18 protein-coding genes and 1 pseudogene are annotated in these 18,570 nt (G+C 63.7%); 5 read left to right on the top strand and 14 right to left on the bottom strand.

Going from position 1 to position 18,570, the window contains the following annotated elements:
* The first annotated feature begins 19 nt into the window (after window positions 1–19).
* Window positions 20–1,171 carry a PQQ-dependent sugar dehydrogenase gene (locus P7C00_RS16840; protein ID WP_346634389.1) on the top strand — a complete coding sequence of 384 codons (1,152 nt, stop codon included), beginning with the start codon at window positions 20–22 and terminating at the stop codon, window positions 1,169–1,171.
* A 101-nt stretch (window positions 1,172–1,272) separates the two neighbouring features.
* On the opposite strand, the gene rimI is transcribed toward P7C00_RS16840, so the two are convergent.
* Window positions 1,273–2,376 (bottom strand): ribosomal protein S18-alanine N-acetyltransferase, encoded by a 1,104-nt coding sequence (rimI, locus tag P7C00_RS16835; protein WP_404936902.1) that lies wholly within the window; start codon window positions 2,374–2,376, stop codon window positions 1,273–1,275.
* Window positions 2,377–2,469: 93 nt separating this feature from the next.
* On the opposite strand from rimI, the gene P7C00_RS16830 reads away from it, so the two are divergent.
* Window positions 2,470–4,056 (top strand): RimK family protein, encoded by a 1,587-nt coding sequence (locus P7C00_RS16830; RefSeq protein ID WP_346634391.1) that lies wholly within the window; start codon window positions 2,470–2,472, stop codon window positions 4,054–4,056.
* Between the two features lie 7 nt (window positions 4,057–4,063).
* Window positions 4,064–5,005, top strand: a complete 942-nt coding sequence (locus P7C00_RS16825) for a magnesium transporter CorA family protein (protein ID WP_346634392.1) — start codon at window positions 4,064–4,066, stop codon at window positions 5,003–5,005.
* A 3-nt stretch (window positions 5,006–5,008) separates the two neighbouring features.
* Here the strand turns inward: P7C00_RS16825 and map are convergent, their stop codons facing one another.
* Together map and P7C00_RS16815 are read right to left on the bottom strand one after the other, a co-directional pair.
* Complete coding sequence (gene map, locus P7C00_RS16820) at window positions 5,009–5,773, bottom strand: type I methionyl aminopeptidase (RefSeq protein WP_346634393.1); 765 nt, start codon at window positions 5,771–5,773, stop codon at window positions 5,009–5,011.
* Entirely contained in the window at window positions 5,770–5,970 is a 201-nt protein-coding gene (locus P7C00_RS16815; protein WP_123725234.1) for a ParD-like family protein, read from the bottom strand. Before P7C00_RS16815 ends, map begins: the two co-directional genes overlap by 4 nt.
* A gap of 287 nt (window positions 5,971–6,257) precedes the next feature.
* Here P7C00_RS16815 and ilvA point away from each other — a divergent pair.
* Window positions 6,258–7,274 (top strand): annotated as a pseudogene (gene ilvA / locus P7C00_RS16810) (threonine ammonia-lyase, biosynthetic); the annotation flags it as partial.
* Window positions 7,275–7,482: 208 nt separating this feature from the next.
* Here the strand turns inward: ilvA and P7C00_RS16805 are convergent.
* Window positions 7,483–7,788, bottom strand: a complete 306-nt coding sequence (locus P7C00_RS16805) for an NIPSNAP family protein (protein ID WP_346634394.1) — start codon at window positions 7,786–7,788, stop codon at window positions 7,483–7,485.
* A 571-nt stretch (window positions 7,789–8,359) separates the two neighbouring features.
* Between P7C00_RS16805 and P7C00_RS16800 the strand changes: the two genes are divergently transcribed.
* Window positions 8,360–8,626, top strand: coding sequence for a DUF1652 domain-containing protein (locus tag P7C00_RS16800; RefSeq protein WP_404936901.1), 267 nt, complete (start codon window positions 8,360–8,362; stop codon window positions 8,624–8,626).
* A 58-nt stretch (window positions 8,627–8,684) separates the two neighbouring features.
* Here P7C00_RS16800 and P7C00_RS16795 read toward each other — a convergent pair whose 3' ends face one another.
* The 10 genes from P7C00_RS16795 to P7C00_RS16750 all read right to left on the bottom strand — a co-directional run bounded on the left by P7C00_RS16795 (window position 8,685) and on the right by P7C00_RS16750 (window position 18,551).
* Entirely contained in the window at window positions 8,685–8,951 is a 267-nt protein-coding gene (locus P7C00_RS16795; RefSeq protein ID WP_404936900.1) for a DUF2790 domain-containing protein, read from the bottom strand.
* A 230-nt stretch (window positions 8,952–9,181) separates the two neighbouring features.
* Complete coding sequence (locus P7C00_RS16790; protein ID WP_346634397.1) at window positions 9,182–9,436, bottom strand: DUF2790 domain-containing protein; 255 nt, start codon at window positions 9,434–9,436, stop codon at window positions 9,182–9,184.
* Window positions 9,437–9,626: 190 nt separating this feature from the next.
* On the bottom strand, window positions 9,627–10,406 hold the full coding sequence (locus P7C00_RS16785; protein WP_404936899.1) for a ChbG/HpnK family deacetylase: 780 nt from the start codon (window positions 10,404–10,406) through the stop codon (window positions 9,627–9,629).
* On the bottom strand, window positions 10,403–11,527 hold the full coding sequence (locus P7C00_RS16780; RefSeq protein WP_404936898.1) for a GNAT family N-acetyltransferase: 1,125 nt from the start codon (window positions 11,525–11,527) through the stop codon (window positions 10,403–10,405). The genes P7C00_RS16785 and P7C00_RS16780 overlap by 4 nt, the downstream gene beginning before the upstream one ends.
* Window positions 11,524–12,228, bottom strand: a complete 705-nt coding sequence (locus P7C00_RS16775; RefSeq protein WP_346634400.1) for an N-acetyltransferase — start codon at window positions 12,226–12,228, stop codon at window positions 11,524–11,526. The genes P7C00_RS16780 and P7C00_RS16775 overlap by 4 nt, the downstream gene beginning before the upstream one ends.
* Window positions 12,225–14,153 carry a hypothetical protein gene (locus tag P7C00_RS16770; RefSeq protein ID WP_404936897.1) on the bottom strand — a complete coding sequence of 643 codons (1,929 nt, stop codon included), beginning with the start codon at window positions 14,151–14,153 and terminating at the stop codon, window positions 12,225–12,227. Before P7C00_RS16770 ends, P7C00_RS16775 begins: the two co-directional genes overlap by 4 nt.
* Window positions 14,153–15,460 carry an oligosaccharide flippase family protein gene (locus tag P7C00_RS16765; RefSeq protein ID WP_346634402.1) on the bottom strand — a complete coding sequence of 436 codons (1,308 nt, stop codon included), beginning with the start codon at window positions 15,458–15,460 and terminating at the stop codon, window positions 14,153–14,155. The genes P7C00_RS16770 and P7C00_RS16765 overlap by 1 nt, the downstream gene beginning before the upstream one ends.
* Window positions 15,457–16,455 carry a polysaccharide deacetylase family protein gene (locus P7C00_RS16760; protein ID WP_404936896.1) on the bottom strand — a complete coding sequence of 333 codons (999 nt, stop codon included), beginning with the start codon at window positions 16,453–16,455 and terminating at the stop codon, window positions 15,457–15,459. The genes P7C00_RS16765 and P7C00_RS16760 overlap by 4 nt, the downstream gene beginning before the upstream one ends.
* A gap of 1 nt (window position 16,456) precedes the next feature.
* On the bottom strand, window positions 16,457–17,593 hold the full coding sequence (locus tag P7C00_RS16755) for a glycosyltransferase (protein ID WP_346634404.1): 1,137 nt from the start codon (window positions 17,591–17,593) through the stop codon (window positions 16,457–16,459).
* Window positions 17,586–18,551, bottom strand: a complete 966-nt coding sequence (locus P7C00_RS16750) for a glycosyltransferase family 2 protein (protein WP_346634405.1) — start codon at window positions 18,549–18,551, stop codon at window positions 17,586–17,588. Before P7C00_RS16750 ends, P7C00_RS16755 begins: the two co-directional genes overlap by 8 nt.
* Window positions 18,552–18,570 lie beyond the last annotated feature (19 nt).

Here is an 18,570-nt window from a genome sequence, read left to right as displayed (position 1 = left end):
TCCACAGAAGGAAGCGAGCATGTTGCGTAAAACCTTTTTCGCCACCTTGTGCGCCAGCGTCCTGCTGGGCAGCGTGTTGCCGGCCTCGGCGGCGGGCGAACAGTCGTTTCCCAGCGAGCAGGGTACTCTGAGCCTGACGCCGTTGGTGCAAGGTTTGAACCATCCCTGGGCCCTGGCCTTCCTGCCGGATCGCCAAGGGATGCTGGTCACCGAGCGTCCCGGCAACCTGCGGGTGGTGAGCCCGGATGGCAAGCTTTCGGCCCCCTTGAGCGGCGTGCCCAAGGTCTGGGCCAATGGCCAGGGCGGCTTGCTGGACGTGGTGCTGTCGCCGGACTTCAGGCAGGACCGCATGGTGTATCTGTCCTATGCCGAAGGCGGTGGCGAGAACGGCACAGCCGGCACCGCGGTCGGCCGGGGCCGATTGGCCGACGACCTGAGCGGGCTCAAGGATTTCCGGGTGATCTTCCGCCAGGAGCCGAAGCTGTCCACCGGCAACCACTTCGGCTCCCGCCTGGTGTTTGACCGCGACGGCTACTTGTTCATCACCCTGGGCGAGAACAACAACCGGGTCACCGCCCAGGACCTGGACAAGCTCCAGGGCAAGATAGTGCGCCTGTATCCGGATGGCCGGGTGCCGGACGACAACCCCTTTGTCGGTCAGTCCGGGGTGCGTCCGGAGATCTGGAGCTACGGCCACCGCAATCCACAAGGCGCGACGCTCAACCCCTGGAGCGGCACCTTGTGGGAGAACGAGCATGGACCCAAGGGCGGTGACGAGATCAACATCATCGAACGGGGCAAGAACTACGGCTGGCCCCTGGCAACCCACGGGGTCAACTATTCCGGCCAGCCGATTCCCGAGGCCGGTGGCCAGACAGCGCCAGGCACCGTGGCCCCCCATCATGTCTGGGAGAAGTCCCCCGGCATCAGCGGCATGGCGTTCTATGACGGTGATCGCTTCAAGCCCTGGCAGCACAACCTGTTCATTGGCGCCCTGGCCAGCCGCGAACTGATCCGCCTGCAATTCGACGGCGACCGTGTCACCCATGAAGAGCGCCTGCTGGGCGACCTCAATGCGCGCATCCGTGACGTGCGCCAGGGCCCGGACGGTTATCTGTACATCCTTACCGACGAGGAGCAGGGCGGCCTGTACAAGGTTGGCCTGGAATAATCCGCCCGCCCGACACCATTGCTGTAGGAGCTGGCTTGCTAGCAAAGGCGTCAACGAGGACAGCACAAAATCCGAAGGCCTATTCGCCGGCAAGCCGGCTCCTACGCTTGGGCGCGCTGGGAGAGGATGACGGCGGCCCGCAGTTTGCTGCTGCCGAAGCTGCACATCTTGTCGAACTCGCTGTGGCTGACCGGCAGGTGCTGGCAGTCCATCGGCTGGCGGTGCTGGCTATGGTCGACATCCGGGTCGTGCAGGTAGACGAAGTCCTCGTCGCAATCGGTGACTATCACCCAGTGAGGCGCCTTGGAACGGGTCAGGCGATAGCTGCTGATCAGCACCAGGGGCTGGCCGCCCTCACTCAATAACCTCGGCAGGTCCAGAGGGCCGCCCAGTACTTGTTGCACATCGCTGGTATCGAGTTCCTTGCAGAACTCGTCGTGAACCAGGCGCATGACGTCCTTTTTATGCTCGTCGCGCACGCCGCTGAGAAACAGTGGCCCGGCGCTGTTGACTTGCAGGCGCACGCCAAAGCCCCGGCGCCAGGCGGACAGGGCCAGGCCCTGAGGGCTGCAGCCACCATGGCCGGCGGTCATGAATACCGTGGTGGCTTCACGCCAGATCTGCAGTTCCTCACGTCGCTCCAGGGGCCGCGACGGTTGCAGGGCCGCCATGGCCATCAGCAAACAGGCCGGACCGCAGGTGAAGTCGGTGGTCTGCTGGTAATAGGGCACGCGGATGCTGCGGGTCTCACGGTGCTGGAGAATGCGTTTCTCCAGACGCAGCGCGTCGGCGTGGTCTTCGTAGTAATCATGGATGCGGGCAAAACGCCGGTAGCCGTGGCGTTCGTACAAGGCAATCGCTGCCGGGTTGTCGGTGCGCACTTCCAGGCGCAGATAGGCGCAATCATGGGCCAGGGCACAGGCCTCGATCCGTTGCAGCAGGCGCCGGCCCAGGCCAAGGCCGCGGGCGTCTTCGGCAATGGCGATGGAATACAGCCGCGCCAGGGAGGTGCCGCGATGAAACAGCACCACGGCATAGCCCAGCAACCGCGCCTGATGCTCGGCCACCAGCAGTTGCCCGTGGGCGCGGTTGATCATCCACTGGAAGCTGCGTGGAGTCAGCCGGTCGCTGGTGAAACATTGCTGTTCCAGGGCCACCAGCGCCGGCAGATCGTCGGGGGTTGCAGTGCGAAAGACAAGATCCATATAACCGCCGTAAAAGTTGCGTAACGAAACGAGACTTCGAAAAAAGTTCGTGCTTAATAGAAAGGGTCAGGTTCTTAAGCGAGAGCGAACTTTATGTCAGCGGTACAAGGTCATTGGCGAGAAGTATCCGAGCAAAGTTTGCCGGCGACAATCACTTCGGCAAGTTATTTTTCCCCCGGGGATAAAGCTTCAAGTCAGGTGATTATCATTGTCGAACGCAAGGAAGACTGGGCCTCCTACTTTCCCAGTGAAGATATTCTCACGGCCCAGGAATACCTTGAGCAGAGCCGGGAACACGCCCCGGGAAAAAGGGTTCAGGTGATCAATCTGTGCCGTAGTTACAAGTACCTGGGACACGGTTACTACTGTTCGCTGCTGGCTGAAGCCCGCGGCCACCGGGTGATTCCATCTGTACGCACCATCAGTGAACTGACCCGCAAGGCCCTCTATGGATTGGCCCTGGACGACCTGGACAAGACCCTGGAAAAAGCCCTGAGCAATCACCTCTACAGTGATACCGAAGGTTTTACTCTGACGCTGTATTTTGGTCGGACCCATATCGAGCCGTTGCAGGAACTGGCTCGTCAATTGTTTGAACTCTTTCCTTGTCCGATCCTGCTAGTTGATTTCAAGCGCACTAACACTTGGCATATCGAAGGGGTGAAGTCCGGTGCCCTGCACAAGTTGCGAGAAGATCAGGAAGATCAATTTGCCAACTCCCTGGACAGTTTCAGCCGCAAGGTCTGGCGTATTCCACGCTCAAGGCAGTTGGCCCGTTATGACTTGGCGATACTCCACGATCCCCACGAAATCCTGCCGCCTTCCAATGCCCGGGCACTGGAAAGCTTCATTCGGGTCGGCAAGGGGCTGGGCATCGATGTGGAGTTGATCGAGAAGAAGGATTACTCCCGTCTTGCCGAATACGATGCGCTGCTGATCCGCGAAACCACCAGCGTCGACAACCACACCTATCGTTTTGCCAAGAAGGCCGAAAGTGAAGGGTTGGTGGTGATGGATGACCCCACCTCGATCCTGCGTTGTACCAACAAGGTCTATCTCACCGACCTGCTCAAGGGCCATCAGTTGGGGATGCCCGCCACCGAGATCCTCTACAAGGAGCGACCGGAAGACTTCGAACGGGTCGGCGAACGCCTGGGCTTTCCCCTGGTGCTGAAGATTCCCGATGGGTGTTTTTCCCGCGGGGTGATCAAGGTCGAAAGTCAGCAGGCGCTGCTTACGGCCACAGCCGAACTGTTCGAGCACTCGGTGCTGCTGCTGGCCCAGGAGTTCTTCTACACCGAGTACGACTGGCGCATTGGCGTGCTCAACCGCAAGCCGATCTTTGCCTGCCAGTACTTCATGTCCAAGGGCCACTGGCAGATCTACAACCACAAGGCCAAGGGCCAGGACATCAACGGTGAATGCCGCACCCTGGCGGTCCATGAGGCGCCACGGGCCGTGGTGGAACTGGCCGTGAAGACCGCCAACCTGATCGGCGACGGTCTGTACGGGGTTGACCTCAAGCAGTCTGGCGACAAAGTGGTGGTGATCGAGGTCAACGACAATCCCAATCTCGACGCCGGCATCGAAGATGCCTACCTGCAGGACGACCTGTATTCCCTGGTACTGGAGGAGTTCGTGCGCCGCCTGGAGCTCAAGCGTCGCGGCCAGGCCTGGTGAGGCGGCGATGATCCACAGCTATCGACTGGCCCATGGCGGCCTGCAAGCCGTCCCTGAACTGGACGCCCAGGTCATGCTGTTCAGCAACCCGGACCTGGCGGAGCGCGACTTGCTGCACAGTGCCTTCAAGCTCGATGAGCACGCCCTGGCTTCGGCGCTGGACCCGGACGAGGTGTCGCGCATCGAGTTTCATCCCGATTACCTGTTCCTGATCTGGAAGCGCCCGGAAAACTATTCCGGCGGCGGCAGCCTGTCCTTCGAGGTGTCGTCCTGCGGCCTGCTGTTTTCGCCAGACCGGCTGCTGGTGATCGCCCCCGACGATACGCCGCTCCAGGGGCTGGGGGCGCGGCACAACCTGCACACGCCGCTGGATGTGCTGCTGGACCTGCTGTTCAACAACATCCATCACTATCTGGGCCATCTCAAGGTGATCAAGCTGGTGGCCCGGGAGCTGCAGCACAAGTTCAACAGCTCGATGGAAAACCGCCACCTGATGCAGATGTTCAATCTCAGCGAGAGCCTGATCTATTACCTCAATGCCTTGCACAGCAACGGCGCGCTGCTGACCCGCCTGCGCAACCACGCCGAGAAGGAGCAGTTCGGCAGCCAGGCCATCGGCCTGATCGACGACCTGATCATCGAGAACAACCAGTGCTACAAGCAGGCGGAGATCTACTCCACGGTGTTCGCCGGGCTGATGGATGCCCGGGGCAACCTGATGAACAACAGCACCAACCAGCTGCTGCGCAAGCTGACCCTGATCAACGTGGTGTTCCTGCCGCTGAACCTGATCGCCAGCATCGGTGGCATGTCCGAGTTCAGCATGATGACCGCGGGCACGCCGTGGTGGATTGCCTACGCGCTGTTGCTGCTGGCCATGTTGCTGGCCGCCGGGGCCATGTCCCTGGGGCTGCGAAGGCTCACCGGCCATGGCGACAAGGTCATATGAGCCTTATTGCGCTTGCAGGGTCAGCACTTCGAAGCCGTCACGAGTCACCGCCACCGTGTGTTCCCACTGGGCGGAAAGGCCATTGTCGCGGGTGACCACGGTCCAGCCGTCCTTGAGCCCGCGGACCCGGGCACTGCCCTGGTTGAGCATGGGTTCGATGGTGAAGACCATGCCTTCGCGCAGTTCCAGGCCGGTGCCTGGGCGGCCGAAGTGCAGGACCTGCGGTTCTTCGTGCATCTGCCGGCCAATGCCGTGGCCGCAGTATTCGCGGACCACGCTGTAGCCCCTGGCTTCGGCGTGAGACTGGATGGCATGGCCGATATCGCCGAGGCGCGCCCCCGGGCGCACCACTTCGATTGCCGCCCACATGGCCTCGAAGGTGGTGTTCACCAAGCGCTGAGCCTTGGGACCGACCTGGCCGATCAGGTACATCTTGCTGGCGTCGGCGATGTAGCCGTTCTTCTCCAGGGTGATGTCGATGTTGACGATGTCCCCGTCCTTGAGCACCGCCTTGGGGTGAGGCATGCCGTGGCACACCACCTCGTTGATCGAGGTGTTGATGCAGTAGGGGTAGTTGTACTGGCCCTTGCTCGCCGGGCGCGCCTTGAGCTCATGGCGGATGAAGTGTTCCACCGCGCTGTCCAGCTCCAGGGTGGACAGGCCCGAGGCGACAAAACCGTCGAGAAAGGTGAACACCTGGGCCAGCAGGCGCCCGGATTCGCGCATCAGCGCCAGTTGTTCCGGGGTCTTGATCAGGGCTTGGGTCATGGGCGCCCCCTGAGCAGGTCGGGTTTGTTCAGCAGCAGTTTGTTGATCAGGTCGTTGTAGGCCAGGTGTGGATTGAGCTCGGCCAAGAGGCCGATCTTGATCCAGAATTCAGCCTGGGCATTGATCGAGCGGTCCATGGCGGCACTGGCGACGCGGATCTGCTCGTGCAGCTCATCGGAGATTTTGACGATACCCATGTTGATAGGGTCTCTCTTGAGGGAATATACGAATCATATATGTTTCGTATAAAGCGACTCAAGCGGCACGCCCTGGGGACAAGGGAGAAATTCACTGCTGGTGGCTTGCGGCTTGCCGGCGAATTCGCTAGTTTCCGTCCATGACTTTGCAAACCCTTCGCTCCCAGCCAAGCATTATTACCGCCATTCCTTATTGGCGGGCTTGCTGACGACTGCACCCAACCCGCCCTCGAGGCGGGTTTTTTCTTTCCGTCTCCCGGGCTCCGAACATAGCCAGGAGATCCATCATGCATTGCCCCAGCCGTCTTGCCAGCACGCCCCAGCCCAGCGCCGACATGGCCCTGCTGGAACGCTATGTGAAGATGATTCTTGCGGCGCCGGTCTACGACCTGGCGATCTGCACGCCGCTGCAGGCGGCACCGGCGCTGTCGCAACGGCTGGGCAACCAGATCCTGCTCAAGCGCGAAGACCTGCAGCCGACCTTTTCCTTCAAGATCCGCGGCGCCTACAACCGTCTGGCCCAGCTCAGCGCTGAGCAACGGCAGCGAGGGGTGGTCACCGCGTCCGCCGGCAATCACGCCCAGGGCGTGGCCCTGGCGGCGCGGGAGCTGGGGATCAAGGCCCGTATCGTCATGCCCGCCAGTACTCCAGAACTCAAGGTGCTGGGCGTACGCAGCCGTGGCGCCGAGGCGATTCTCCATGGCGAGAGTTTTCCCTTTGCCCTGGCCCATGCCCTGGACCTGGCGCAGCGCACTGGGGGCACCTTTGTTTCACCTTTCGATGATCCCCACGTGATTGCCGGCCAAGGCACCGTGGCCATGGAGATCCTGCGTCAGCAACAGGGCGCGCTGGATGCCATCTTCGTCCCCGTGGGCGGGGGCGGACTGATCGCCGGGATTGCTGCCTACGTCAAATACCTGCGGCCGGAGATCCGCATCGTTGGCGTCGAATCCGAGCACTCCAATTGTCTGCAACAGGCGCTCGCGGCGGGGGAGCGGGTGGTCTTGCCCCAAGTCGGGACCTTTGCCGACGGTGTTGCGGTGGCGCAGATTGGCGAGCATGGCTTCCAGATCTGCCGGCATCACGTGGATCAGGTGATCAGCGTCAGCAATGACCAACTGTGCGCCGCGATCAAGGACATCTACGACGACACCCGTTCCATCACCGAACCTTCTGGCGCCCTGGCGGTGGCTGGGATCAAGGAGTATGTGGCCCGGAGCGGAGCCAGGGGCCAAACCCTGGTGGCCATCGACTCGGGCGCCAACATCAACTTCGACAGCCTGCGGCACGTAGCCGAACGCGCAGCCGTGCACAGCGCCCCCTTGTAGAAAGCGTCGACCGGGGCGATGCATGTCTTGCGCGCCTCTTCGCCGGCAAGCCGGCTCCTACGGGGAACTGCAGGGTGTATCTGACTGCTGTAGGAGCTGGCTTGCCAGCGAAAGCGTCGGCCGAGGCGATGCAAGGCTTGAGGGTTTGTTCGTCGGCAAGCCGGCTCCTACGACGGATTGAGGATCAGGACAGGAGAGGGCGCAGGAAACTGCGTTCGTAACTGAGGATGAATTTCTTCTCCATCACCGATGCCACCAGGGCCACGCTCTCGGCGTCGCTCAGGGCGCTCTGGCGATAGGCTTCGTAATCGGCCAGGGACGGGAAGCTGAACAGGCAATAGGCAATGTTGCTGGCGCCTTCGGACGGCAGGAAGTAACCGTGGTGGGTGCCGCCCAAACGCCTGACCACGGCAATCCAGGCCTTGGAATAAGTTTCAAACTCAGGCAACTGGTAGGGATCGATGACATATCTGACGTGACAGGTAATCAAGGCGGTACTCCAGTGAGAGGGGCAGGTCATGCCTCGCGGGCTGGCTCTAGATTGCAGGTCTTGCCCCAGGAGCAGAACCGCCATCCGTCTGGATGCAAGCAAAGGAAAAGCCTCGCCGAGGCATTTCGAAGGGCGTCAAAGCACCCATGCAATCCGGTTGCATGACAGGGCATTTTGCAAGGCGAATCAGTGCCTCTATTGCACTTTGCATGGCTGCGGCCATCACGGCACCGAGCAAGTGGCTGATTTGACGACCCTGTCACGGAGTGCGGCGTGGGCACGTTTCCTGCTCCTTCCAACTGCGCGCGCGAAATCGGCCGAGCCTTGAGACGGGAGGCCTGCGTTCCAAAGGCTGGATCGCCCGATTGCTCTGAGAGCTTTTCGCCCTTCAGGCGAAAAAGCCCGGAGCTCAGAGCGAAATCGAATTTAGCGGCGCCCGAAAAGCGGCTTAGTCTGTAACTTGGCCCCGTCTGCAAGGACAACCAAGACTGAGCCGGGAGCGTAGACGAACACGGAAGTCAAAGCTGTGTGCCCATTGATTGGCCGTCTCGAATAAAAGGAGAGAGTCGCCATGTTTTTATCTGCCCTGGAACTGCGCAACATCATTGAAAGCAGTTTTCTGCCCAAACGCTGCCAATGCACCTTGAGTCCCGATCTGTCGATGACGGTCAAGGTGTTCGGTGACCATCAAACCGACCGCGTCGATCTGGTGGTCAGCGGCATTGATGCTTCCCTGCTCAATGGCTGCCGTGAAATCAACGAGCTGATCGCCGAGTTGCGCTACGACCTGGCCCATTCCCAAAGTCAACTGTCCGAGCTCAAACGCAAAGCGCATTAAGCCGGGAACGTTGGCAATACCGATCCTGTCTGGCACAGCCCTGACCCAGCGTGCTGCTTCAGTTCTCGTACATGCAGGCATGGGCATGTTTCTGGTAGGAAATTTCCGCCAACTCCCCGGACTTGTCGATGTAACGCATGTGCGCGGTCACTACCTGGCATTGAGTGGTGTGGGGCTCAGTCATCGACACGACCTTGGCGATGTCCAGGCGCATGCCGTACTGGTAGGGCACGGTTTCGACGTTCGGGGCGTCCGATGCCTGGGCCAGGCCGGCAAAACCCCATACAGCCAGAGTGCCAAGGACCCACTTGATACGGTTATTCATGGTGGTATCTCCGCTACAGATAAAGACGGTTCAGCGTGGTCGCCGAACCTGCTGCACGAAGCGCCAGAAGCATTCCGGGCCAGTGCTGTCCGGAACAGAGTCGATTTTGAGGATTAATCTATCGTTAAGAGATGATCGATAGATTTTGTAAAAAAATCTTTCGAATTGGCCGATAGGACGAGGGGCCGTCCTATTGGTTAGCGATTTGGCGGGCCTGGGCAGCGGGTGGATCAGTTCTGGTTGCTGCAGGCGTCCGACAGCTTGCTGTAGGTGATTTCCGCGGGCTTGCCGGCCTGGTCGATGTACTTCATATCCGCCGTGATCACCTTGCAATCCTGGGTGTCAGGCTCACTCATGGAAATCACCTTGGCCACATGCAGCGGCATGCCGTAGTGGTAGGGCACGGCCGTGGTGCTGTCCGCCTGGGCCAGGCCGCCGAGGGCACTGAGCAAGAGGGCGGCGGTCAATCCGGTACGCAGGTTCATGGGGGCTCTCCAAAACAGACTGAACGTACAGTTCTGTACCTGATGAGGTTCAGGACTTGCCGCGCAGCTCTTCAGAAAGATCTGATTCGGCGCGGTCAAGAACACTGTTGAGCCGCAGGATTAACGGTTGATTAAATTAGGTAGGGAGCTAATTAATTTTCTGAAAATAACCTCCCGCCTACAGCGGAGTTCACAGCTCGCTGTAGGCAATCCGCTGATGGCTGGGCAAGGTGCGGTTCAACAGTTGCTCCAGGGATTGTCCCGGGGGCAGGTAATCGTCGCCAAAATCTCCGTCGGCCAGCTGCGTCGGGTGAGCCACCACTTCGACCACCCCCGTGGGGAGAAAGCCGTCCAGCAGATCCTTGGGCGTGCACACCGCGTTCACCCGGCGTCCGGTGAGCCAGCCAATGCGTCGGTTCAATGCACTTTTGAACAGGCGCTTGAGGGGGCCGATATTGCCGCCGACATTGCGCGCCAGGCGCACAGGCACTCCTTGGCGGGCGGCGAAGCGGGCAACGATGGCCGCCACCGGCCACAGATTGTGCACGTGCTGGTGGGAGTCGATGTGACTGGGCCGCAGGCCCTGGTCGACACAGCGCTGCCATTGCGCCGCCAGCTCTTGCCAGACGGCATCGGCGGCTGCCGACGGCAGGTGCAGGACGGAGCGCGGCAGGTTCAGGTCGAACTGCCCCTGGGCATTGCAGAACAGCGCTTCGCTGCGGATGCCCTGACTCAGGGGCGCACCGTAGGTGAGGTTGAAATGCAGGCCTATGCGTCCTAGCAGGGCGTGCTCGTGGGTGAGGCGGCAGGCATCCTCAAAGGCCGGCATGTTGGCCATCAGGGTGGCGGAACTGATCACCCCGCGCTTGAAGGCACGCAGGGTCAGTTGGTTGTAGTCCAGGTCGAGGCCGAAGTCGTCGGCGTTGACGATGACCCGGTGCGGTCGGGTGACAGCCAGGGTTTGTTTCATGGGCGAGCCCCTTGTGCGGTGGTGGCCTGGCGGCGTTCGCGCCAGGCCTTGAGACGAGGTTTGAGCTGCTGCCAGAGGCGCTCGGCCATACCGGCCAGCAGGCCCCGAGGGCGCCAGGAGTAGAAGCTCCAGCGCTGGTGCTCCACCACGCCGCTCATGCGTTCATGCAACTGATGGCTGGAGCGGCTGAGGCTGACCCGGGAGGCATCCACCCACTGCCAGCCTTCCTCCAGGCCCCAGCGAATCCATTCGTCCAGCAGCAGGCGGCCACTGCCCAGGTTGGCGTAGTCGGTGAGGAAGGCGATGTTGTAGTCATACAGGCGACCCCGTTCCAGCAGGCCCAGGCGATAGCTGATGCAGCGGCCCTGGTGTTCCAGCATCACCACCCGCACACAACCCTCGGCAGCCAGGCCGTGCAACGCCGTGTGCATCCATTGTTGGCGTTGTGCTCCCGAGAAGATCCCCAGGCCTTCGGCACCTTTCCAGCTGGCCTGTTCCACCCCGCGGAGCATGTCCAGTACCGCGTCGATGCCATCGGCCTGGGGCGCCACGCGGATCACCCGGGCGTCGATTTGGGCGCAGCGTTTCCTCGCCCGGCGCAGCTCGTAACGCAAGGTGCCGCTGGCTTCCTCGTGGTCGCTGGGGACGATCAGGTGTTCTGGCGCGCGGCAGCTCAGGGACTGATCGCTGTACCCGCTTGCCCGGCGCCAGGACGCCAGCAGGGGGGCGGCATCCACCAGTTCATGGAGTTGCAGCAGGTCATGGGGCAGTTGTCTGCGGATTTCCCGCAGGACTTCGGGCATGGCGCCTTGTGCTTGTGCGTCCACCAGCAGCGCCAGGCGGTCGCTCAAGGGATGGCCCAGGTGGCGCACCACCTGCAGGTTCAGCCCGGCCCTGGGCTCGCGGCCGCGGATCAGTGGCAGGCACAGCAGCAGGCGCTGTTCCTGCCAGCCCAGCAGAATCTGCAACTGCTGATTCTGCAGTGCCTGTTCGGCGCCCCGCAGCCAGCTCAAACGATTGAACGGCGTGGCCTGTTCGACTGTTTGTCGCAGCTGTTCATAAGCCTCCACGGGGAAGTCCTGGGCACTCAGGCTGGTGCACCATTGCCAACGCAGCTTCACATCCGCTCCTTGTCTGTTTGAGTGGCCGGGACCGCTGATTCGGCCAGGCGGCCCCGGCGCAGGTGATGCAGGCGCGTCTGGTGATAGGGGCGACGTCGGTGGAAATGCAGGCAGCGCAGCAGGCAATAGACGTGCAGGGATTCGCCGACTTCCTGGAAACCCAGGCGCATGTGCATCTTCAGCGCCGGCTCGTTGCGCACATTGACCAGGGCCCGGGTGGCTTTGAAGCCCCGCTCGCGGTACTCGTCCCAGAGCATCTTCTGCGCCAGGATCACCACCCCCGAGCCGCGAAACGGCGGCGCGCATTCACCGGCGAACTGGTACAGGCAGCCCGGCGGCATGCGCATCCAGCAGCGGTACAGCTGATCGTCGTAGTAATCGCGCTCACTGACCCAGACCATCATCATCACGTTGCCGTCCGGGTCCAGGTGCGCGCTGCCGCGGTTGCCCTTGTCCAGCAGACCGCGAATGGCCGGCAGCTGGGCCTTGAAGTACTTGTCGAAGGCCGGCAGCAGCTCCCGGGTGATGCGCACCTGGGGCCAGCGGCCGGGGTTGATGGGGCAGGGCACCGGCAAGCTCAGTGAGCGTTCCAGGGTCAGCAGCTCCCAGTGGTAATAGAAGAAGCGTTCAGAAAAGACCCGCAGGCTGCCCCGCAGGCCCTTGCGGCGGATTTTGGCCAACAGGCCGGTCAAGCGACTCATAGGGTTTTCCAGGTCAAGGCAAACAAGGTTTCACCGGGCAGTTGGAAGCTGGCCCGGCCATCGCTGCAGTGCAGCGTGGTGTGACGGCTGCGGCCTTCGGGGCCCAGCAGTTCGAGGGTGGGGTTCGATTGGCAGAGGGCGCTGGCGTCGCCCAGCTCGACGTCTTGAGTACGGGGCGTCTTGGCCACCCCCAGCAGGCTGTGGCGCTGACCGTCCCGCAGGGCCAGGGCATCCACTTCAAAGGAGGAGTTGTCCAGGGCCTGGACCTCACCCAGCCAATGCTGCTGGATGAACTGCTGAGCCACGGCCACCGGCTTCAGGCTGAAGCGCTGGGCATCCTGCTGGGACAGCATGCCCTTGGGGTATTCGGGTTCGTCGGCGGCCTGGAACCAGTTGAGCATGTCCAGCAGGCCATCCTGGGAGGCGTTGATCACCACCGAGGCCCACCACAGGGCGGCGTAGTGCGTGTCCTGCTGATAGGGGCTCAGGTCCGGGCCGCTGGAGATGTTGGTCTGGCTCAGCAACAGCGCTTTGCGTGGCCGGCCCTGCTCATCGAGCCCCACCAGATCGGCGGCGGCACGCACGCTGGTGCGATAGCGACGGGTGGCCAGCAGGTCGCGGACCATCCATTCGTGCCAGGCCAGCGCATCGATGTCGGCACCGTGTTCGGCCAGCAATTGCCGCGCCCAGTCGATGCCCCGACGTTGTCCGGCGCCGATGCGGAAGGGGCCGTCCAGCAGCCGCGAACTCACCGGCATGGCGATGCGCACCCCGGCTGCGCGGGCATCGGGGTTGGCCTTGGTGTGCTCCAGCATCCGCGCAAAATAGTCGGCAAACACCGCGTAGCTGGGGTAGTTGAGGTTGGGTTCGTCGGCAAAGGCCAGGTAATGCAGACCCTGGCTGCCCAACTGCACGCTGTCCGCCAGCCAGGCGTCGAGTCCGGCGAAGCTGGTGCTGTCGGCGTCCAGCACTGCCCGGCGCCCGGTGCCAGCCAGCAAGGTGATGTCGCGGTCGATCTTGAAGTGTTCGCGGTACAGCCGGCGAAAGGTGATTTCCCGCTGGGGTTCTTGCTTGATCACATCGACGAAGCTGTAGAAGTTGGCGGCCCGTGGGCCCAGGGCTCGTAGCAGTTCGAAGGTTGACGACGGTGGCTCGGCATAGGGCAGGGCGATCCCCAGGTGCGGGCTGGGGCCTCGCACTTCAGGCTTGAGGCGCATCTCGACCCGGGCCGGGGTCCATTGCAGCGGGTGCAGCTGGCGCAGGTCCTGGGCGAACAGGTTGGCGGTGCCATCGAGCCAGAACGCCACCTTGCCGGAGCCGCCCAGGGACAGGCGCCAGACTTCGTCCTGCTGGGCCACCGGCAGGGCGGCCTGGTCGAACTGCCCGTATTGCGCGTGCTCCACCAGCTTCAGGCGCACCTGCTGGCCGTCGCCCAGGCGCGTGGCTTGCAGCACGCTGACGCCGCCGTAGTATTTGCCCGCCAGCAGCGCCTGCTCGCCAGCGGCCACGTGAAAGTACAGCTCGACGCCGCTGGGCACATCGGCACTGAAATGCACCTTGGCCGGCTCGAACTGGGCCAGGGTCGAGCTGTCATGGCCGACCTTGAAGTTGCGAAAGCTGTAGCCCGGCACCTGCAGGCGATAGTCGCCGCGGGCGGCGGGCAGTTGGATCTCCCGCTGGCCGTAAGGCTGGTCGGCGCGGATCTCCAGCTGTTGCAGCAACTGCCCGTTCGGTTGCAGCAGGTACAACTGCTCCTGGTTGGCGTCGCTTTGCCAGGCCGGGCTCCAGCGCAGTTGCAGGGTGTCGGCGCTATCGGCTTGCAGATACAGGCTGCCGTCGCGGATATCCCCCCATTGCATGGGGGCTGCGTGCAGGGATGAGGCCGCCGCGATCAGCATCAGGGCGAGCAGGGAACAGGGTTTCATCAGGCCGTTTCCTTAGGGCGCAGCAAATGGCGCACGTAGACAATGTCTCCAGGCAGCAGGATCAGGGTGCGATACCAGGCCACGCCGCTGAGGTGGCAGTACAGGCCGAGCATCACCAGGCTCACCGCCAGGTAGGCAATCGACGAGGCCAGGCCTGCACCGACTATGCCCAGTGGCCCAATCAATACGGCATTGAGGATCAGGTTCAGCAGTGCGCCCCCAGCCAGCAGCAGTGACAGGCTGCCGGGGCGCTGTTTACCCAGCAGGTCCAGGCGCAGGATGCTGGCGTAGCACAGGCCGAACAGGCCCGGCAGCAGGGCCAGCAGAGCGCCGTAGGCCGGGGCGTAGGCGGCGCCGAACAGGGTGACGATCAGCCATTGGCCGATCAGCGCCATGCCCAGGCAGGCCCCCAGCATCACCGTGGCGGTCAGGCGCAGGGCCAGGGCGGTCAGTTGCTCGATGCCGGAGCCCTGTTGCAGCAGGCGTTTCATCAAGGGGGTGGTCACCGCTTCCGGGATGATCAGCAGCAGTTCGGCGGCGGCGCTGGCCATGGCGTACCAGCCCAGGGCGGCCGGGTCCAGCAGGGCGCCGATGAACAGGTAGTCCGAGCGCAGCATCAATTGCTGGGACAGCACCCCGGGATGGCTCTGGGCGCTATAACGCAGCAGTTGGCGTTGCTCCCCGGCCTGCCAGCGCAGGCGCAGGTCATGCCAGCGCCGCATCCAGCACCAGCCCACTATCACCACCAGCAGGGTGCCCCCCAGCCAACTGACCAGCGCCGCCGACAGCGGCTGGTCGCGCCAGATCCACCACAGGCCGACGAACAGCAGCAGCGGCACCAGGGATTCCAGCAGGCGCAAGGCATTGAAGGCCTCGACCCGGCCGTCGGCGTTGTGCAGGGTCAACAGGCCGCTCTTGAGTACGGTGATCGGCACCGCCAGCAGTAACAGCCAGGCCAGGTCCCCCAATTGCAGACTCAGGTCCCACTGGCTGCCCAGGGTGTTCATCAGGGTCAGGCCCGCCAGGGTCAGCAGGCTTGCCAGCAGGCAGCCATAGACCAGCACTTGGGTCAGCAGCAGGCCCATGGGCCGCTGGCGCGCAGCCTCATAGCCGACGGCGGTGTTGAGGCCGCCGCTGGTCAGGGCCGCAATCAGGTCCGGCAGGGTGCTGAGCAGGGCGAACAGGCCGCGATCGGCCGGGCCCAGGAGACGCGCCAGCAAGACGTTGCGCAGCAGGCGCAGGCCGATCATCGCCAGTCGGGTGCCCATGCTCAGGGCCAAGTGCCAGAGGTAGCTGCCGCGCTTCATGCCCGGGCTCCCTGGAGCAGGCGCCAGGCCAGCAGCCCGGGGCGGCCGGCGCTGGCGTGGCTGACATCGATGCGCGGCAGGGCCAGGTGCGGATTGCCATCGGCCTCGATCAGGCCCGGACGGGTACCCAGGGCATAGCGATAACCCAGTTCGGCCACCGCGGCGCGGACCTCGGGATTGTGATCGCCGTTGGGGTAGCAATAGACCCCCAGCGGCGCCTCACAGTGTTCCTGCAACGCGTGGTGAGAGCGTTGCAGATCGGCCTGCAACGCGGCGCCGTCGAGCCGGGTGAGAATGCCGTGGCTGGCGCCATGGGGTCCAAAGCGCACCAGTGCCGAGCGCTCCAGGCGCTGGACCTGGGCCCAGTCCAGGCTGTGGGGCGCGGTGTCGTCGGGGCAACTGTCGGCCAGGGCTTGCAGGGTCTGGGGCGACAGGCCTTTGAGGTGTTGCAGATAGCCCCCGAGGGCGCGGCTGCGAGCGTGACCGGTCCCGGGCTGCAACAGCTCCGGTGGCGGTGCCAGCGCCAAGGCCCGCAACTGTGCCAATAGCGGTTGGGCTGCGGCGCTGTCGACCTGTTGCCACAGGGTTTCGCCGATGGACTCCCACCAGAAGCCCTGGCGACTGCCGATGAAGTCCGTGGACAGGAAGATGCTCGCCGGCATCTCGTAGCGCTCCAGCAGGGGATAGGCGACTTCGGCGTTGTCGCGCCAGCCATCGTCGAAGGTCAGGGCCACCCGGGGCCGGTCGCCACCGGGGAACTCCAGCAGGTGCTGCAAGGGCACGCAGTCGAAGTGCCGGCGCAGCCAGCGCAGCAGGTGTTGGAAATGCTCCTGGCCGATACACAGCGGCGCTCGATGGGGCAGGCTGGCGGCCGCGGAATCCGCCAGCACCCGGTGCAGCATCAGCACCACTCCGGCTTCGCTCAGGCGGACACGGCCGAGGCTGTGCAGATAGGCGCTGCCCAGCAGGCGCTTGAAGGATTGTTTGATGGCCATGTCAGCGGTTCTGTTGTGGGTTCCACAGGGCGTAGCGCTGCCCGCGGAGAAATTGCCAGAGGCCCATGCTCATGCCGGCCAGGGTCACCAGCACGAAGCCGGCGAGACGAAATACCTTGGGCAGGCGCCCACGACTGTCCAGCAGCCCCAGCACGCCGGCCGCGTAACCCAGCAGTTGGGCCGCCAGGCCCAGGCTGTAGAAGGCGCCGGCGTTCCACAGCCACAGATTGCACAGCAGCAACGGCAGCAACAGCACCGGGGCCAGGCGGCGGATCAGCTTGTGGCTGATCAGGGCAATGGCGTAGGCACCGTGGCGCAAGGGGTTCATCAGCTCGCGGCGCTGAGCCAGACTCTGCAGGCCGCCGACCGTGACCCGCAGGCGCCGCCGATACTGCTTGCCGGCTTCGTCCACGCCCTGATCCAGGACCTGAGCCTCCTCCACATAGACGATGCGTTTGCCCGCCACCGGGGCGCAGGTGCTGATGAAAAAGTCATCGTTGACCTCGGCAGGAATCCGCTGGAACAGCTCCCGGCGCAGGGCCAGCAGCGCGCCGTCGGCGGAGACCATGCAGCCGGTGCGGTTCTCGGCCTGGCGCAACCAGGCTTCGTAGTGCCGGTACAGGCTGTCGCCCAGGCTCAGGTTGTGCCCCGGGTTGGGGATGATCATGTGCCCGCCGCAGGCGCCGACCTGTGGATCGGCCAGGGGCGCCAGGAGCTTGCCCAGGGTGTCGCCGGACCATTGGTTGTCGGCGTCGGTGAACACCAGGATGTCGTTGCGTGCCAGTTCCACCGCGGCGTTCAGGGCTCCGGCCTTGCCCACCCGCGGCAGGTCCAGGACCAGCACCCGCGAGTCACGCACCGCCAGGGCGGTGGCCACGGTGTCGTCGCTGGAGCCGTCGCTGGCGAGGATGATCTGCAGGTCCGTGGCCGGGTAGTCCTGTTGCAGCAAGGTGCGCAGCTTGTGCTCGATGTGCGGGCCTTCGTTGTGGGCGGCGATGATCACGCTGACCGACAGCGGCTCGCCCGCTTGCAGCGGACGCGGCCGCACGAACAGGCTGAGCAGGGCCAGCAGTACGGGATAACCGATCCAGGCATAGAAGGGCAGTAACAGGCACAGCCAGAAAATTGTTTTAGCCACGGTCAGGTCTCACGACAGAACGGTTGAACAGACCCTGAACCAGGGCCACGGCGCCCAGGTGCAGGCGCACCCAGTGCAGCAGCCAGAGTTGCAGGACAAACAGCGGATCGCGCTGGCGCAAGCCCTGGCGCAAGGCCAGGACCAGAGGCGCCAGGGAACCCAGCAGCAGGCACAGCGCGGCGCCGCCCGGCTGGCCCAGCAGCAGGCCGAACAACGCCAGCAGGCTCAGCAAGGCGCAGGCCAGGCACAGCAGGGGAAAGCGCAACAGACGCAGGTTGAGGCCACCCCGCTGGAGCAACTGCAGATGGCTGCCCTGGCGCCAGCGCTCCTTGCCGGCCCATTCGCCCCAACTGCCTTCGAAGCCCCAATGCAGCACCTGGGGCTCAGACAGGCTCAACTGGCGGGCGCCGGCAGCGTGCAGACGCAGACCGAAGTCCTTGTCTTCACCGGTGCGCAGGTGCTCGTCGAAGCCGCCGACCCGCTCGAACCAGACCCGTTTCAGGCACAGGTTGGGGGTCGGCATCCAGTGCAGCAGGCGCGCCTGCCGACTGCCGGCGAGGCTGCGGCGCTGCCAGGCCCGGGCGTACCAGGGCGCGCAGTCCGGGGCGGCACAGTCCAGGGCAAAGACCTCGGCGCGGTTATCCGCCAGGGTCTGTTGCCAGAGTTGCAACCAGTTGCCGGGCACCTCGATGTCGGCGTCGAGAAACGCCAGGCAATCGCCGGTGGCCACGCCAGCGCCGCGATTGCGCAAGGCCCCGATGCCCAGGCCCGGGCACAGCAACACCCGCGCCCCCAGCTCTCGGGCCCGTTGCGGCCCCTGGTCGGTGGAACCGTTGTCCACCACGATCAACTCGTAGTCGATGGCCGCAACCCGGGCCGCGAGGATCACGCTGTCCAGGGTCCGGGTGATGTGACGCGCCTCGTTGTACATGGGCACGATCACGCTGATCCTTTGCATCTTTGCCTCCCTTGGCCAG

The organism is Pseudomonas sp. JDS08PS003, from assembly GCF_045013505.1.
Classification (GTDB): Bacteria; Pseudomonadota; Gammaproteobacteria; order Pseudomonadales; family Pseudomonadaceae; genus Aquipseudomonas; species Aquipseudomonas protegens_B.
The sequence above is the reverse complement of the archived record's forward strand: the minus strand, read 5'-3'. Positions and strand labels throughout refer to the sequence as shown.

Coding starts and splice junctions, on each gene's coding strand:
- P7C00_RS16815 (WP_123725234.1), bottom strand. CDS start 5,970: ATGGGTATCGTCAAAATCTCCGATGAGCTGCACGAGCAGATCCGCGTC.
- P7C00_RS16750 (WP_346634405.1), bottom strand. CDS start 18,551: ATGCAAAGGATCAGCGTGATCGTGCCCATGTACAACGAGGCGCGTCAC.
- P7C00_RS16800 (WP_404936901.1), top strand. CDS start 8,360: ATGTTTTTATCTGCCCTGGAACTGCGCAACATCATTGAAAGCAGTTTT.
- P7C00_RS16770 (WP_404936897.1), bottom strand. CDS start 14,153: ATGAAACCCTGTTCCCTGCTCGCCCTGATGCTGATCGCGGCGGCCTCA.
- P7C00_RS16825 (WP_346634392.1), top strand. CDS start 4,064: ATGATCCACAGCTATCGACTGGCCCATGGCGGCCTGCAAGCCGTCCCT.
- P7C00_RS16830 (WP_346634391.1), top strand. CDS start 2,470: ATGTCAGCGGTACAAGGTCATTGGCGAGAAGTATCCGAGCAAAGTTTG.
- P7C00_RS16840 (WP_346634389.1), top strand. CDS start 20: ATGTTGCGTAAAACCTTTTTCGCCACCTTGTGCGCCAGCGTCCTGCTG.
- P7C00_RS16775 (WP_346634400.1), bottom strand. CDS start 12,228: ATGAGTCGCTTGACCGGCCTGTTGGCCAAAATCCGCCGCAAGGGCCTG.
- map (WP_346634393.1), bottom strand. CDS start 5,773: ATGACCCAAGCCCTGATCAAGACCCCGGAACAACTGGCGCTGATGCGC.
- P7C00_RS16765 (WP_346634402.1), bottom strand. CDS start 15,460: ATGAAGCGCGGCAGCTACCTCTGGCACTTGGCCCTGAGCATGGGCACC.
- P7C00_RS16785 (WP_404936899.1), bottom strand. CDS start 10,406: ATGAAACAAACCCTGGCTGTCACCCGACCGCACCGGGTCATCGTCAAC.
- P7C00_RS16795 (WP_404936900.1), bottom strand. CDS start 8,951: ATGAATAACCGTATCAAGTGGGTCCTTGGCACTCTGGCTGTATGGGGT.
- P7C00_RS16790 (WP_346634397.1), bottom strand. CDS start 9,436: ATGAACCTGCGTACCGGATTGACCGCCGCCCTCTTGCTCAGTGCCCTC.
- P7C00_RS16760 (WP_404936896.1), bottom strand. CDS start 16,455: ATGGCCATCAAACAATCCTTCAAGCGCCTGCTGGGCAGCGCCTATCTG.
- rimI (WP_404936902.1), bottom strand. CDS start 2,376: ATGGATCTTGTCTTTCGCACTGCAACCCCCGACGATCTGCCGGCGCTG.